Consider the following 14,255-nt stretch of genomic DNA (forward strand, 5'->3'; position numbering starts at 1 on the left):
GCCCGGCTGGCGCCGGGACCCGGGGCTCCGCCCCGGACCCCGCGCCTCAAACGCCGGCGAGGCTGGATTTGCTACTGGTTGACCTCGTCGTGGCCGTCGTGGAGGCCGCCGCCGCTGCCCGAGCCGGTGGTCGGCGTCGAGACGACAGGCTTCGACAGCGGGGCCAGGTCGTGCGCGTAGTGGCCGACCGCGTCCGCGATGACGTCGACGTTGATGTCGAGCGCCTTCTGGTCGATGTTCGTGATGTCGTCACCCTTGCCGTGGTAGTTCACGTCGTAGGCGACGCCCGCCTGGCCGCCGAACTTCGCGGCCTGCTCCGGGGTCTTGATGCCCTCGGCGCCGGTGAAGGTACCGCCGGACGGGATGCCGACCTCGATGAACGGGCCGTAGTCCGAGCGGCCGGAGAAGTCCGTGCCCTCGTGCGGGATCTTCTTGGAGTCGAGGAAGTCGGTGATCCCCTTCTCAAGCTGGGCGGAGCCGGCCGGGCCGGGGCCCGCGCCGGTGGCGTCCGAGTCGTCGCCGTCGTAGACGAAGTACGCGGAGTTCGGCGAGGCGATCATGTCGAAGTTCAGGTAGAGCTTGATCTGCTTCTTCTGCTCGTCCGTCAGCCCGGCGACGTACGCCTCCGAGCCGAGCAGGCCGAACTCCTCCGCCGACCACCAGGCGAACTTGACCTTGTTCTTGACCTTCTTCTGCTCGCTCGCGAGCCGCTGGGCGACCTGGAGGATGCCCGCCGAGCCGGAGCCGTTGTCGTTGATGCCCGGGCCGGCCGCGACCGAGTCGAGGTGCGCGCCGAGGAAGACGGTGTTGTTCTCGTCTCCGCCCTTGGTCTCGGCGATCACGTTGAAGGTCTTGCGGTTCTCGCGCAGCTCGCGGATGTCGAGGGTGACCTCGACCGGACCGGCGGCGGCCTCGGCGGCGAGCTTCTCGCCGTCCGCCTGGGTGATGCCGCCCGTCGGGACCTTGCCCGCCGCAGGGTCGCCTATGGTGCCGTTCAGGGCGCCCGCGGTGTTGTTGTAGATGATCGCGCCGACCGCGCCGGCGGCCGCCGCGTTCTGCTGCTTCACCGCGAAGGTGCAGCCTCCGCGCTTGACCAGGGCGATCTTGCCCGTGAAGGTGCCCGAGGCGAAGTCGCCGGGCTCGCAGCCGTTCGTCCCGTCCGCGTCGACCGGGGCGACGGCGACCGGGGCCGTGACACCGCCCTCCGGGGAGTTCGCCGTGTAGGTCATCAGGTGGATCGGTACGTCGCGCTCGTTCGCGCCGCCCACCGTCAGCTTCTGCTCGATGGTCTCGACGTAGACGAAGTCGAACTCGTTGCGGGTGACGGTGTATCCGGCCGCCTTCAGGACGGCCTCGATGTACTTGGCCGACTGCTCGTGGCCCTTGGAACCCGCCACGCGGGTGCCGTTGTTGTAGTCCGCCAGGGACTGCAGGACCTTGAGGTGGTTGTAGGCGCCCTTGCCGGTCGCTTCCTTGACCAGCTTCTTGGCGAGCGCGTCACCGCGGGCGGCGTCGCTCTGCGGGCTCCCGGTGGCTCCGGCCGGTCCGGCGAGCAGCAGCGGTGAGACGAGGGCCGCTGCGGCCAGGGCGGCGGTTGCTGCGGCTATACGGCGTGAGGGCATGAAGGTCCTTCCACGACAAAGGCGAGCAGGGCGGGCGGAACTGGGCACAGCAAGGCACAGCGGGCATGGCAAGGCACGGCGTGGTGGAGCGTGGTGCCACTGAAACGCAGAATCGGTGTGCGTCAGGTGGGGAAACAGTGAGCGCACGTTAGACAGCAAGTGGCCGCCAAGGCCAGGGTTTTCGCTGTTTTCGGTTTATGAATTCCGTATATCGGTGACTCTGCGCCGATCAAATCCGGCCAACCGCCCGCCGGTTCCGCCTAGCGCAGGACGCCCTCGATGAAGTCGGATCCGATGCGGGCGACCGCACGCAGGTCCAACTGGTGCTGGGCGTAGCGGCCTTGCCGTCGCGTGTGCATCAGGCCGGCCTTCTTCAGGACGGCCAGATGCCGTGACACCTCCGGCGCGGTGATCCCGTACACGGTCGCCAGTTCGCTCGTCGTGTACGGGGCCCGGGCCAGACTCCGGCACAGCAGCATCCGCATGGGGTGGGCCAGCGCCTCCATCCGCCGCTGGAGCAGCTCCACCGAGCCCGGTGCGGAGACCGGTGCGGGGGTGCCGAGCGGATAGTGGACCACCGGCCGCCAGCCCGGTGCGTGCACCACGAGCAGGTGCGGCCAGCCGAAGTTGGTCGGCACGAAGACGAGGCCGCTGCCTATTCGGGGGTCCGTCGCGGTCGCCGCCCCGTTGACCATCTTGTCGACGGTGATGGTGGTGAGGCCCTCGTCGACGCTGAGGGCCGTGGAGACCTCCCGCAGCGCGGCCGGCAGCCCCTTGCGGCGCAGCAGTTCGGCCTTGTGCCGGGTGTCGGCGCTCTGCCCCGGCTCCACGCGCTTCCAGGTCTCCGCGAAGAAGGCCTCGTCGCAGTCCTCCAGGAGCCGGCGCATCCACACCCGTACGCCGGCGGTGTCGTCCAGCAGGCGCAGGGAGAACTCCAGCTGGTGGGGGCCGCGGGCGGCGGCCACCTCCAGCGCCTTGGCCCGGGCCGCCGGGTTCGTGAGCGGGGACGGGCCGCCGCCCTCGTTGTAGAGCGCCAGCCAGCAGTGCTCCAGGGCGGCCATGACGAACTGCTCGTCGTCCAGCCGGTCGAGTACGTCGAGCTCCTCGGCCAGGGTCCCGGCGGGCAGCCCGGTCCCGCCGGCGATCCCGGCGAAGGCCATGAAGATGTCGGAGAACGAGCTCCGCCACATGAACTCGCCCTCCAGCAGCCGGTCCGCGAGGCACGGATCGAGCGAGGCGGCGGTGGCCGTGGTCCAGGAGGTGAGCGCGGGGTGATGGGCGGGCTGGGAGAGCGCGTGCAGCGCCATGCAGAGCTCCGCGAGCGGGGAGGGCGCGAAGGTGATCCGCTCTGCGGGGAGTCCGGCGATGTCGATGGTGACGCTCATCAGGCCATTCTGTCGTCCCGCTCACCGAGGGTGGCGCCGGGGCGACCGTCCGGGGCCGCCGTACGAGTGGCCGCGGGCGGTCCGGCGCGGCGGCCGGACGAGTGATCGTTTGCGTGTGGGGCGGTGGTGGGGCGGCCGTGGGGGGCCGTCGATTGACGGGGAACGTCAACTGTCGTGCGCGGTGCCGCCGACGGGGTGAGGGTAGAGCTATGAGCGCGATCGAGCAGTACCTCATAGACACCTGGCGGGCCTCCCAGCACGGGGACCCGATGCCCCCGCCTCCCGGCCGCGACGACGTCGCCGTGCTGCGCGAGATCCGGTCGTACGAGCAGGTCAAGGCGGTGGTGGAGGGCCGCCCGGCCGGCCACCCGTGGCGCGCGGCCTTGCGGCGGATGCTGAGCAGACCGCGCGCATGCTGAACCGCCACCGGCTAATGGACCCGACCGCTGGGCCTGGCCCGGGCCGGACCGGGCTTCGGGTGGAGGCCGGTTGTGCCGGGGCCGGGCGCGGGTTGGCTGCGCCGCTCGGGCGGGGTGCGGGGTGGGGGCCGGTTGTGCCGGGGCCGGGCGCGCGCCGGGGTGTCTCCTCGGACGCCGAACGTGACGAGGGGTCGGAGAGATCGGCCCCGTTGCGTTCGGCGCCCTGCGGGGATCACCCCGACACACACCCGACCCCGCCCCAACCGGCCCGGCTGCTACCCAGCCCGGCGACCTTTCGCCTGCGCCGCCCCAATCTGGCCTGGCCGCACACATTCAGCCTCTGCCGCGCAATCCAGCCCCTCCGGCGTTTGAGGAGCGGGGTGCGGGGCGGAGCCCCGGTCTTTGAGCCGCACGATTCAGCTGCGCCGCACCACTCCAGCCTCCGCCGCACCATCTGGCCTCGCCGGCGTTTGAGGCGGAGCCCCGGTAGGGGGGCCACGCAGGGCTAGTCGAAGTTCGGTGCGTTGCGTTCGTAGACCAGTCGCAGGCCGATCAGGGTCAGCCACGGTTCGTGGTCGTCGATCACCGAGGACTCGCCCAAAACCATCGGCGCCAGCCCGCCCGTCGCGATGACGCGGATATCGTCCGGGTCGCCGTTCGGGCCGGCCAGTTCCTTCGCCATCCGGGCCACGACCCCGTCGACCTGGCCCGCGAAGCCGTAGACCACGCCCGACTGCATCGCCTCGACCGTGGACTTGCCGATCACGTTCCGCGGCCGGGCCAGCTCGATCTTGCGGAGCTGCGCGCCGCGTACGCCGAGCGCCTCCATCGAGATCTCGATGCCCGGGGAGATCACCCCGCCCACGTACTCGCCCTTCGCCGACACCGCGTCGAACGTCGTCGCCGTACCGAAGTCGACCACGATCGCCGGGCCCCCGTAGAGCTCGACCGCCGCGACCGCGTTGATGATGCGGTCCGCGCCGACCTCCTTCGGGTTGTCCATGAGGATCGGGACGCCCGTCTTGATGCCGGGTTCGACGAGGACCGCCGGCACGTCGCCGTAGTAGCGGCGGGTGACCTCGCGCAGCTCGTGCAGGACCGACGGCACCGTCGAGCAGATCGCGATGCCGTGGATGCCGTCGCCCAGCTCGTTGCCGAGCATCGGGTGCATGCCCATCAGGCCCTGCATCAGCACGGCCATCTCGTCGGCCGTGCGCCGCGGGTCGGTCGAGATGCGCCAGTGCTCGACGATCTCGTCACCGTCGAACAGGCCCAGGACCGTGTGGGTGTTGCCGACGTCGATGGTGAGGAGCACGGGTTACACCGCCTCGCGCAGATCGAGGCCGATGTCCAGGATCGGCGAGGAGTGGGTCAGCCCGCCGACGGCCAGGTAGTCCACGCCGGTCTCCGCGTACGCACGGGCCGTGTCCAGGGAGAGGCGGCCCGAGGACTCCAGCACCGCGCGCCCGCCCACCAGGGCCACGGCCTCGGCGGTCTGCGCGACCGTGAAGTTGTCCAGCAGGATCAGGTCGGCGCCGGCCTCCAGGACCTCGCCGATCTGCTCCAGGGTGTCGACCTCGACCTCGATCGGGAGCTCCGGGAAGGCCTCCCGTACGGCCTTGAAGGCCTGCGCGACCCCGCCCGCCGCCACCACGTGGTTGTCCTTGACCAGCGCGGCGTCCGACAGCGACATCCGGTGGTTGACGCCGCCGCCGCAGCGCACCGCGTACTTCTCCAGCGCGCGCAGGCCCGGCGTGGTCTTGCGGGTGTCGCGGACCTTCGCCCCGGTGCCCTCCAGCACGTCCGCCCAGCGGCGGGTGGCCGTCGCGATGCCGGACAGCCGGCACAGGATGTTCAGGGCGCTGCGCTCCGCCGTGAGCAGGTCGCGGGTGCGCGAGCGTACGGAGAGCAGGACCTCGCCGGCCTTGACCGTGTCGCCGTCCTCCGCGTGCCGCTCGACCTCGAAGGCTTCCGTGCAGACCACGGAGAACACGGCCTCGGCGATGCGCAGACCGGCCACGACGCCGTTCTCGCGCGCGACGAAGTCGGCGATCGCCTCGGCCTCCTCGGGCACCGTGGCGACGGTGGTGACGTCCACGCCGCCGTCCAGGTCCTCGGAGAGCGCCATGTGCGCGATGTCCTCGACCTCGATGGGGTCCAGGCCCGCGTCGGCCAGCAGCTGGGCCAGCGCCGGGTCCAGGCCGCTCTCCTCGCCGTCGCCGCAGGCGCAGTCGTCGCCGCAGCCGCCGTCGTTCTGGTCGATCAGGGGAAGTTCGGGGGTGCTCACGGTCACTGCTCCAGGCTCGGGGTGCTCAGGGGATGCACGGACGGGAAGTCCGCGGAGTCGGTGGGGACGACGACCAGGGCCCGCTTCTCGGTCGCCGAGAGCCGGACGACGAGATGACGCCGCCAGTCGGCATCGTCCCGGTCCGGGTGGTCCTCGCGCCAGTGGCAGCCGCGGGTCTCCTCGCGCCGCTGCGCGGCGGCGACCAGGACCCGGGCCACGCACAGCAGGTTCGTGGCCTCCCAGGTGTCCACACCCGGCTCGGCGGTCTTGCCGTGCGCTTCGAGGTCGTTCAGGGCGGTCGCGTACAGCGCTTCGAGGGCCTCGGCCGCCGTGGCCAGCGAGGCGGCGGAGCGGAGCACGCCCGCGCCCTCCGTCATGATCCGCTGGATCTCGTGGCGGGCCGCGGCGGGCTGGAGCGGGCCGGTCGCCGGGACCGGGACGACAGGGCCGTTGCCGCCGAAGCGCTGCGCGGCGATGTCGTCGGCGATCCGCTCGGCGAAGACCAGGCCCTCCAGCAGCGAGTTGGACGCCAGCCGGTTCGCGCCGTGCACACCGGTGCAGGCGACCTCACCGCAGGCGTACAGGCCGCGGACGGTGGTCCGGCCGTGCAGGTCGGTCCGTACGCCGCCGGACGCGTAGTGCGCGGCGGGCGCGACCGGGATCGGCTCCGTCACCGGGTCGATGCCGTGCGAGCGGCAGGCGGCGAGGATCGTCGGGAAGCGCTGCTCCCACATCTCGGCGCCGAAGTGCCGGGCGTCCAGGTACATGTGCTGCGCGCCCTGCTCCTGCATGCGGCGCATGATGCCCTTGGCGACGATGTCGCGCGGGGCCAGTTCGGCGAGCTCGTGCTGGCCGACCATGAAGCGGACGCCGTCCGCGTCGACGAGGTACGCGCCCTCCCCGCGGACCGCCTCCGACACCAGCGGCTGCTGTCCCTCGGCGTCCGGGCCGAGGAAGAGCACCGTCGGGTGGAACTGCACGAACTCCAGGTCGGAGACCTCGGCGCCGGCGCGCAGCGCGAGCGCCACGCCGTCACCGGTGGACACCGACGGGTTGGTGGTGGCCGAGAAGACCTGGCCCATGCCGCCGGTCGCGAGGATCACGGCGGGCGCGTGGACGGCGCCGACGCCGTCGTGCTGGCCCTCGCCCATCACGTGCAGGGTGACTCCGGCCGTACGGCCCTGCGCGTCGTGCAGCAGGTCCAGTACGAGGGCGTTCTCGACGGTCTCGATGCCCGCGGCCTGGACCGCCTCGACGAGGGCCCGGGAGATCTCGGCGCCGGTGGCGTCGCCGCCCGCGTGCGCGATGCGTCGCCGGTGGTGGCCGCCCTCGCGGGTCAGTTCTATCTCGCCGGTCTCCGCGGAGGTGTCGAAGACCGCGCCGGCGGCCATCAACCGCCGTACCGCGTCCGGGCCTTCGGTGACGAGCAGCCGTACGGCCTCCTCGTCGCACAGGCCCGCACCCGCGACCAGGGTGTCGTCGAGGTGCTGCTCGGGGGTGTCGCCGTCGCCGAGGGCCGCGGCGATGCCGCCCTGGGCCCAGCGGGTGGAGCCGTCGTCGAGCCGGGCCTTGGTGACCACGACGGTACGGCGGCCCGCGGCGGCGCAGCGCAGTGCGGCGGTCAGGCCCGCCACACCGGAACCGACGACCACGACATCGGCGTCGAGGGACCAGCCGGGGGCGGGCGCGTGCAGGCGTATGCCGGTGCCCGCGGCCGTGTCTCCGCCGTCGCTGCCTGCGGGGCCTCTGCCTGGGGTGCTCACGAGTGTGCTCCGAATTCCAATGGGATGTTGTCGATCAGACGGGTCGCGCCCACCTTCGCGGCGACGGCCAGCACGGCCTGCCCGGTGAAGTCGGGACCGGCCTCGGTGAAGTCCTGCGGGTCCACCAGCGCCAGGTAGTCCAGGTCGAGCGGCGGCTCGTGGCGGCCCGCCTCCTCCAGGACGTGCAGCGCGGCGGACCGTACGGCGTCCGGCAGCCCCCCGCCCGCGGCCGAGACGGCGTGCGCGTCGGCCGAGGCGCGGATCTCGCCCAGCCGGGCCAGGGCGGTGGCCCGCTCGTCGCTGGCCGGGGAGGCCTCGGCGCGGGCGCGCAGGGCCGCCTGCGCGGCGAGCCGGTCCTGGCCGGCGAACAGGGCGCGGGACAGGGCCAGGGCGGTGTGCCGCTCGGCGGGGGAGAGGTAGCGGTTGCGGGAGGACAGGGCGAGCCCGTCCTCCTCGCGGACGGTCGGAACGCCGGCCACCTCGACGGGGAAGTTCAGGTCGGTCACCATCCGCCGGATCAGCGCCAGTTGCTGGGCGTCCTTCTGGCCGAAGAGGGCCAGGTCGGGGCGGGTGAGGTGGAGCAGCTTGGCGACGACGGTCAGCATCCCGTCGAAGTGGCCGGGGCGGGTGGCCCCTTCGAGGCGCTCGCCCATCGGCCCGGCGGTGATCCGCACCTGCGGGTCGCCGCCCGGGTAGACCTCGTCGGCGGCCGGGGCGAACACCGCGTCGGCGCCCGCCCCTTCGGCGATCAGCAGATCGGCGTCGAGGGTGCGCGGATAGCGGTCGAGGTCCTCGTTCGCGCCGAACTGCAGCGGGTTGACGAAGACGGTGACGACGACCTGGCCGTCCGGCCCGGCCTGTTCGCGGGCGGTACGGATCAGGGTGGCGTGGCCCTCGTGGAGGGCGCCCATGGTCATCACCACGGCCCGGCGGCCGGTGCGCGCGAGGCCGTGCAGCTCCTCGGCGGTGTGCAGCAGGTGGGTCACTGGTGGCCCCCGTCGGCGTCCGTGTCGGCGAGCACGCCGAGCAGGTCCTCGGCGAGTTCGGGCTTGAGTAGACCGTGCGCGAGGGCCCGGTCGGCGGTGGTGCGGGCCATCGCCAGGTACCCGGCGACCGCGCCCGGCGCGTGCCTGCGCAGCTCCGCGACGTGCGCGGCGACCGTACCGGCGTCCCCGCGGGCCACTGGGCCGGTCAGCGCGGCGTCGCCGGAGCTCAGGGCGTTGTCGAGGGCCGCGCCGAGCAGCGGGCCGAGCATCCGGTCGGGGTGCTCGACCCCGGCCTTGGCCAGCAGCTCCATCGACTGGGCGACCAGTGTGACCAGGTGGTTCGCGCCGAGGGCGAGGGCCGCGTGGTAGAGCGGACGGTTCTCCTCCGCGATCCACTCGGGCTCCCCGCCCATCTCGATGACCAGGGCCTCGGCGGCGAGCCGCAGTTCCTCGGGGGCGGTGACGCCGAAGGAGCAGCCGGCCAGGCGCTGCACGTCGACCTCGGTGCCGGTGAAGGTCATCGCGGGGTGCAGGGCCAGCGGCAGGGCGCCCGCGCGGCGCGCCGGGTCGAGCACGGCGGTCCCGTACCGGCCGGAGGTGTGCACGACGAGCTGGCCGGGCCGGATCGCGCCGGTTTCGGCCAGGCCCTCCACCAGGGAGGGCAGGACGTCGTCGGGGACGGTGAGGAGCACCAGCTCGGCCCGCTCCAGCACCTGTGCGGGCGGCAGGAGCGGCACGTCGGGCAGCATCCGCCCGGCCCGGCGCACGGAGGCGTCGGACACCCCGGAGACGGCGACGGGCCGGTGCCCGGCCTGCTGGAGCGCGCGGGCCAGCGCCGGACCGACACGGCCGGCTCCGACGACGCCGACGGCGAGCCGGGCAGGGCGTGGCTGCTGTGATGGATTCACGCGGGGAGGGCCTTCCGTTCCAGTCCGCGGGGGGTACCGGACGATACGCCGCCATGCTAGCTCCTGGGGCAATTGGCCGGACGGCGACGACGTGGGTGAGGATCGGGCTCCATGAGCGACGACAGTGACGACACGGAACGTACGAAGCGGCAGGTGGCGGCCTGGCGCGGAGCGGAGCGCAGGCTGTCGCGCAGCCTGCTCGAACCCACGGTGGGGGAGCTGCTCGCCGCGCTCGCCGAAGCCCCGTACGCCCTGGACGGACCGGCCGACGTGTACGGCGACGGGGTCGTCGAGACGCTGGAACGCCGGGTCGCGGAGCTGCTCGGCACGCAGGACGCGGCGTTCTTCCCCAGCGGGACGATGGCCCAGCAGATCGCGCTGCGCTGCTGGGCGGGCCGTACCGGGAACCCGGTGGTGGCCCTGCACCCGATGAGCCATCCGGAGCGTTGGGAGGGCGACGCGCTGTCGAACGTCTCCGGGCTGCGGGTGGTGCACACGACGACGGAGGCCCGCCAGCCGACGCCCGCGGAGGTCGGGGCGGTCCGGGAGCCGTTCGGCACGCTGATGCTGGAGCTGCCGCTGCGGGACGCCGGTTTCCTCCTGCCCACCTGGGAGGAGCTGGAGGCGCTGGTCGAGGCGGCCCGTGAGCGGGAGGCGGTGGTCCACTTCGACGGGGCCCGCCTGTGGGAGTCCACGGTCCACTTCGGGCGTCCGCTGCCGGAGATCGCCGGGCTCGCGGACTCGGTGTACGTCTCCTTCTACAAGTCGCTGGGCGGCCTCAGCGGGGCCTGCCTGGCCGGGCCGCGGGAGTTCGTGGAGGAGACCCGCGTCTGGCGCCACCGGTACGGCGGCCAGATCTTCCGGCAGTTCCCGCAGGCCCTGTCCGCGCTGGCCGGACTGGAACGGGAGCTGCCCCGGCTGCCGTCGTACGTGGCGCAGGCGCGGATGGTCGCCGGGGCGCTGCGCTCGGCGTTCGAGGAGTCGGCGGTCCCGTGGGCCCGGATCCACCCGGAGGAGCCGCACACGCACCAGTTCCAGGTGTGGCTGCCGTACGAGGCGGACCGCCTGACGGAGGCGGGCCTGCGGCTCGCGGAGGAGACGGGCACGGTCCTGTTCCGCCGGTGGTCCCCCGACGGGCCGCCGGGTCTCGCGGTGACGGAACTGGAGATCGCCGAGCCGGGTCTGTCGTGGACGGAGTCCGACGTGAAGCGGGCCGCCGCCGACTTCGTGGCGCGGATCTAGATCCTCAGGCGGGTGCGGCGGCTTTACGCACGGCTTCGCCACGAATCACCGAATTCCGGGAAAGCCATCGGTCCGGGCCGGTGTCGGAGTTACCGTCCCCTCGACGGCAATTACCGGCCACCGTTGCCCGGAGGAGACACCATGACCGCTCAGCCCACGTGGCGGAAGTCCTCGTTCTGTAGTGAGGGCGACGCCTGCGTCTACGTCGCCACCGCTCCCGGAGCCCTCGTCAAGGTCGCCGACCGCGTCGACCCCGCGCACCTCGTGCTCGCCACGACCCAGGCCGCCTGGGCCGATTTCATCCGCGCCGTCAAGGAAACCGCCGCGCCGTAATTGCTCACCCTCAGGGGATTTTGTCCGATTAGCGCGTATCTTCGGCCCATGCCCACGCCCTACGGATCCCGCGGCGGCATGGCGTTCAGCGCTGCTGAGCTGCACGTGCTCAGGCGTCTCCTCGCCCACGCCCTTCAGTCCTCCCCGGCCCCCCTGGCGGCCGCGGAGGTCCAGGACTGCCTGCACCTCGCGCAGGCGGTGGACGACGCGGTCCAGGAGGCGGGCCGGCTCAGAGCGTTCCTCCTCGACGACCTCGCCCGCTACCGGGGCGCCCTGCCCGGCAGCCTCTCCGGCTACCTGGAGCTGCTTCAGGACGCCCTGGCCGCCGGCTACGAACCGGCTCCCGACGACCTCGCCGCCCTGCGCGCGCTCCGCGCCAATCCGGTCGCGGCGGCGCTGCTGGAACGGGCCCAGGTCGTCGCGGAGCGCTCCGTACGCCGGCGGCTGTCGACGACCCCCGCGCCCCGGACCCGGCTGCTGGCGCTGGCCGGCGGGCGGGAGGAGCAGCCGAAGCCGGCTCCGCGGCCCAAGGAGCCGCCGAGCCCCGAGTCGCCGCGTCCCGAGCGGCCGGTTCCCACCCCCGGCGAGGTGTTCCCGCCGCGCCGCAAGCCCACCCCGCCCCCGGCGGCCGGGTGGGCCGTCGGGTAGCTACGCTGTGGGGCATGGACTACGTCTCCGCGCTCGTGCCCCCCGTCGTGATGGCCGCGTTCTTCATCGCTCTCGTGGTGACGATCGTGAAGAGCCAGGGCGGCGCCAACAAGGCCAAGGAAGACGCCGCGGTCGACGCCGTGATCGCCCGGGCCGAGGCGGCGCGCCAGCAGCAGTAGCCCTCCGGGCGACGGGAGTGCGGCCGCACCGGCCGCACTCCCGATTTTGTCGCGCGTTGCCGAGCGAATAGTCGGGCAATTCCGCACAAGCAGCACTATCGTGCTGTTGTGCCTCGCCCCTTGGGAGAACTCGAAGACGCCGTCATGACGCGGGTGTGGCAGTGGAACCGCCCGGTCACCGTTCGTGAAGTTCTGGAAGACCTCCAGCAGGAACGGTCCATCGCGTACACCACGGTCATGACCGTTATGGACAATCTTCATCAGAAGGGCTGGGTCCGCCGGGAAGCCGAAGGCCGCGCCTATCGATATACGGCGGTCTCCACCCGCGCCGCCTACTCGGCCGCACTGATGAACGAAGCCTGGTCGACGAGCGACAACCCCGCGGCCGCCCTCGTCGCCTTCTTCGGCATGATGTCCGCGGAACAGCGGGAAGCACTCAGGGACGCCGTACGGGTCGTCCAGCACGACGGCGAGTCCGGCGCCGAGGCCGCGGCCGAACCCCCCGCCGAACCACCCGCTGAAGCTCCCGCCGAACCCTCCGCTGAAGCCGCCGCCGAACCCGCCGCTCCGCAGGAAGCCGAAGGGGACTCCGCCGAGCGCCCGCAGGAGCCGGGGCGATAGCGTCCGCAGGCATGGGAGAGTTTTCCTCTGCACATGCAGAATCAGTGACGATCCGCCGTGCCCGCACCGGTGATGTTCCCGCGCTGCGCCGCCTCCTCGACCAGTACGTGCAGCAGCGGATCCTGCTGGACAAAGCCCCGGTCGTCCTTTACGAGGACATCCAGGAGTTCTGGGTCGCGGAACGCGACTCCGACAGTCAGGTGGTCGGCTGCGGCGCTCTCCACGTGATGTGGGAAGACCTTGCCGAAGTGCGTACTCTCGCCGTGGACCGCGACTTGAAGGGCGGCGGCGTCGGCCACAACGTGCTGCAGCAGTTGTTGCGGACCGCCCGCACGCTCGGGGTGAGCCGGGTTTTCTGCCTGACCTTCGAAGTCGAGTTCTTCGCGAAGCACGGCTTCGTCGAGATCGGCGAGACCCCGGTCGACACCGATGTCTACATGGAGCTCCTGCGTTCCTATGACGAGGGAGTCGCCGAGTTCCTCGGTCTCGAACGAGTGAAGCCGAACACCTTGGGCAACAGTCGGATGCTTCTGCACCTCTGATCGATGGCCTACGCTTTTCCGTCGATCAGCAACCTGAGGCCTATGTCCGAATCGCGTACGTTTCCCGCCCTGTTGCGGTCCTGAACCTCTCCCCGGGGGTTTGTGTTTTCCAGGCAAAAGCGGTTTCCTTTCCACGTACTGCTTTTCGATGAAAGGAAATCCCGGTGGCACAGAAGGTTCAGGTCCTTCTTGTCGACGACCTCGACGGTGGCGAGGCGGACGAGACGGTGACGTTCGCTCTGGATGGCAAGACCTACGAGATCGACCTCACCACCGCCAACGCTGAAAAGCTCCGCGGTCTGCTCGACCCGTACACCAAGGGCGGCCGCCGCACCGGTGGCCGTGCCGCCGCGGCACGTGCGAAGGGTGGCCGCGCCTCCGCGACGACCGGCAACCCGGACACCGCGGAGATCCGCGCGTGGGCCAAGGAGAACGGTTACAACGTGAACGACCGCGGCCGCGTCCCGGCCGAGATCCGCGAGGCCTACGAAAAGGCCAAGGGCTGACGGATCCCCGCCGTACGCCGGCCCAGGCGGGCCCGGTGGCATTCCGTCGCCGCCGCCGCCACCAGGCGTACGAGATCGGGCCCGGCGGTGCCCCTTCCGGGGCCGGGTCCGACGGCCCGCCCGGGACCGGGCAGGGCCGGCAGCAGTGCCTCACACCCCTGCTCGGGGGGTCGCAGCCACACAGCGGCCCCCCGAGGGCTTTCTCCCAGGGGCTGCCCCGGGGGAGCCGGGGCGGTGATCCGGCCACCCGCACCCAGGGCGGTCAGGTCCAGGGCGACCCCGCCCCACTCCAGCCAGTCGAGCAGCCCCTCCAGCTCGTCTGCGCTCCCCGCGGCCACCAGGAACCGCATCCGGCGTCCCATGAGCGCCACCGGGCCCGTGGCGACCGGCCTGCGCAGCAGGGCCGCTCCCGCGTCGGACGGCAGCTCCAGCACGTCGAACCGGATCCCGGTCGAGAGCAGGCCGGGCGGCCCGCCCGTGACGGTCCAGCCGAGCACCCGCTCGTACCAGGAGGCGTACGCACGCTCCTCGGGCGCGACGCGGGGCGGCGGGACGGTCGGCACGACGGTGAGGGCCATGCCCGGAGCAACTCGCGAAACGCCCCGGGGTTACGGTCGTCGTGACACACCGCACTCACTCATATGCGGAACGTAAACATCCGCGGCGGCGGAGTCCCGCATTCGGGACGGAACTGTGTTCGCCCTTAGCTGAGGGGACCGGTGCCGGGGGCATGGAGTGTCAGTCCTTACGGGTAAGACATTCCTAGTGGATCGGGGCGACACGCTGATTTGACGGGCTTCCGTTCGCCATCGGC

General features: G+C 72.1%; 16 protein-coding genes. 8 read left to right on the forward strand and 8 right to left on the reverse strand.

Features of this window, described 5'->3' with window-relative positions:
* Positions 1 to 71: 71 nt before the first annotated feature.
* Together ACFYZ4_RS29865 and ACFYZ4_RS29870 are read right to left on the reverse strand one after the other, a co-directional pair.
* The gene (locus ACFYZ4_RS29865; RefSeq protein ID WP_390785313.1) at positions 72 to 1,622 is read right to left on the reverse strand and encodes a M28 family metallopeptidase; all 1,551 of its coding nucleotides are present in this window, start codon (positions 1,620 to 1,622) and stop codon (positions 72 to 74) included.
* A gap of 260 nt (positions 1,623 to 1,882) precedes the next feature.
* Positions 1,883 to 3,007: a DUF5937 family protein gene (locus ACFYZ4_RS29870; RefSeq protein ID WP_390785314.1), complete on the reverse strand. Its 1,125-nt coding sequence runs from the start codon at positions 3,005 to 3,007 to the stop codon at positions 1,883 to 1,885.
* A 209-nt stretch (positions 3,008 to 3,216) separates the two neighbouring features.
* On the opposite strand from ACFYZ4_RS29870, the gene ACFYZ4_RS29875 reads away from it, so the two are divergent.
* On the forward strand, positions 3,217 to 3,426 hold the full coding sequence (locus ACFYZ4_RS29875) for a hypothetical protein (RefSeq protein WP_351298321.1): 210 nt from the start codon (positions 3,217 to 3,219) through the stop codon (positions 3,424 to 3,426).
* A gap of 505 nt (positions 3,427 to 3,931) precedes the next feature.
* Here ACFYZ4_RS29875 and ACFYZ4_RS29880 read toward each other — a convergent pair.
* The 5 genes from ACFYZ4_RS29880 to ACFYZ4_RS29900 all read right to left on the reverse strand — a co-directional run bounded on the left by ACFYZ4_RS29880 (position 3,932) and on the right by ACFYZ4_RS29900 (position 9,370).
* Positions 3,932 to 4,741: a type III pantothenate kinase gene (locus ACFYZ4_RS29880; RefSeq protein ID WP_351302731.1), complete on the reverse strand. Its 810-nt coding sequence runs from the start codon at positions 4,739 to 4,741 to the stop codon at positions 3,932 to 3,934.
* A 3-nt stretch (positions 4,742 to 4,744) separates the two neighbouring features.
* A complete protein-coding gene (nadC, locus tag ACFYZ4_RS29885) occupies positions 4,745 to 5,713 on the reverse strand; it encodes a carboxylating nicotinate-nucleotide diphosphorylase (protein ID WP_351302734.1) in 969 nt (322 codons plus the stop codon).
* A gap of 2 nt (positions 5,714 to 5,715) precedes the next feature.
* Positions 5,716 to 7,476, reverse strand: a complete 1,761-nt coding sequence (locus ACFYZ4_RS29890; protein WP_351302737.1) for an L-aspartate oxidase — start codon at positions 7,474 to 7,476, stop codon at positions 5,716 to 5,718.
* Positions 7,473 to 8,393 (reverse strand): pantoate--beta-alanine ligase, encoded by a 921-nt coding sequence (gene panC, locus ACFYZ4_RS29895; protein WP_390785327.1) that lies wholly within the window; start codon positions 8,391 to 8,393, stop codon positions 7,473 to 7,475. The genes ACFYZ4_RS29890 and panC overlap by 4 nt, the downstream gene beginning before the upstream one ends.
* 65 nt (positions 8,394 to 8,458) lie before the next feature.
* On the reverse strand, positions 8,459 to 9,370 hold the full coding sequence (locus ACFYZ4_RS29900) for a DUF2520 domain-containing protein (protein ID WP_351302743.1): 912 nt from the start codon (positions 9,368 to 9,370) through the stop codon (positions 8,459 to 8,461).
* A 111-nt stretch (positions 9,371 to 9,481) separates the two neighbouring features.
* Here ACFYZ4_RS29900 and ACFYZ4_RS29905 point away from each other — a divergent pair, with 111 nt between their 5' ends.
* From ACFYZ4_RS29905 to ACFYZ4_RS29935, 7 genes are all read left to right on the forward strand, one after another.
* Complete coding sequence (locus ACFYZ4_RS29905) at positions 9,482 to 10,612, forward strand: beta-eliminating lyase-related protein (protein WP_351302746.1); 1,131 nt, start codon at positions 9,482 to 9,484, stop codon at positions 10,610 to 10,612.
* A gap of 141 nt (positions 10,613 to 10,753) precedes the next feature.
* Positions 10,754 to 10,945 carry a DUF397 domain-containing protein gene (locus ACFYZ4_RS29910; RefSeq protein WP_030720495.1) on the forward strand — a complete coding sequence of 64 codons (192 nt, stop codon included), beginning with the start codon at positions 10,754 to 10,756 and terminating at the stop codon, positions 10,943 to 10,945.
* A gap of 48 nt (positions 10,946 to 10,993) precedes the next feature.
* Positions 10,994 to 11,593: a hypothetical protein gene (locus ACFYZ4_RS29915; protein WP_351302749.1), complete on the forward strand. Its 600-nt coding sequence runs from the start codon at positions 10,994 to 10,996 to the stop codon at positions 11,591 to 11,593.
* 14 nt (positions 11,594 to 11,607) lie between these two features.
* Complete coding sequence (locus ACFYZ4_RS29920) at positions 11,608 to 11,772, forward strand: hypothetical protein (protein ID WP_351302752.1); 165 nt, start codon at positions 11,608 to 11,610, stop codon at positions 11,770 to 11,772.
* Positions 11,773 to 11,880: 108 nt separating this feature from the next.
* The gene (locus ACFYZ4_RS29925) at positions 11,881 to 12,393 is read left to right on the forward strand and encodes a BlaI/MecI/CopY family transcriptional regulator (RefSeq protein WP_390785315.1); all 513 of its coding nucleotides are present in this window, start codon (positions 11,881 to 11,883) and stop codon (positions 12,391 to 12,393) included.
* Positions 12,394 to 12,404: 11 nt separating this feature from the next.
* Positions 12,405 to 12,935 (forward strand): amino-acid N-acetyltransferase, encoded by a 531-nt coding sequence (locus ACFYZ4_RS29930; RefSeq protein WP_351302758.1) that lies wholly within the window; start codon positions 12,405 to 12,407, stop codon positions 12,933 to 12,935.
* Positions 12,936 to 13,099: 164 nt separating this feature from the next.
* Positions 13,100 to 13,441, forward strand: coding sequence for an Lsr2 family protein (locus tag ACFYZ4_RS29935; protein WP_351302760.1), 342 nt, complete (start codon positions 13,100 to 13,102; stop codon positions 13,439 to 13,441).
* On the opposite strand, the gene ACFYZ4_RS29940 is transcribed toward ACFYZ4_RS29935, so the two are convergent.
* Positions 13,420 to 14,019 carry an SCO3374 family protein gene (locus ACFYZ4_RS29940; RefSeq protein WP_351302762.1) on the reverse strand — a complete coding sequence of 200 codons (600 nt, stop codon included), beginning with the start codon at positions 14,017 to 14,019 and terminating at the stop codon, positions 13,420 to 13,422. The two genes, ACFYZ4_RS29935 and ACFYZ4_RS29940, sit on opposite strands and share 22 nt — an antisense overlap.
* Positions 14,020 to 14,255 lie beyond the last annotated feature (236 nt).

The sequence above is a fragment of the Streptomyces sp. NPDC001513 genome, assembly GCF_042894695.1.
Lineage (GTDB): Bacteria > Actinomycetota > Actinomycetes > Streptomycetales > Streptomycetaceae > Streptomyces.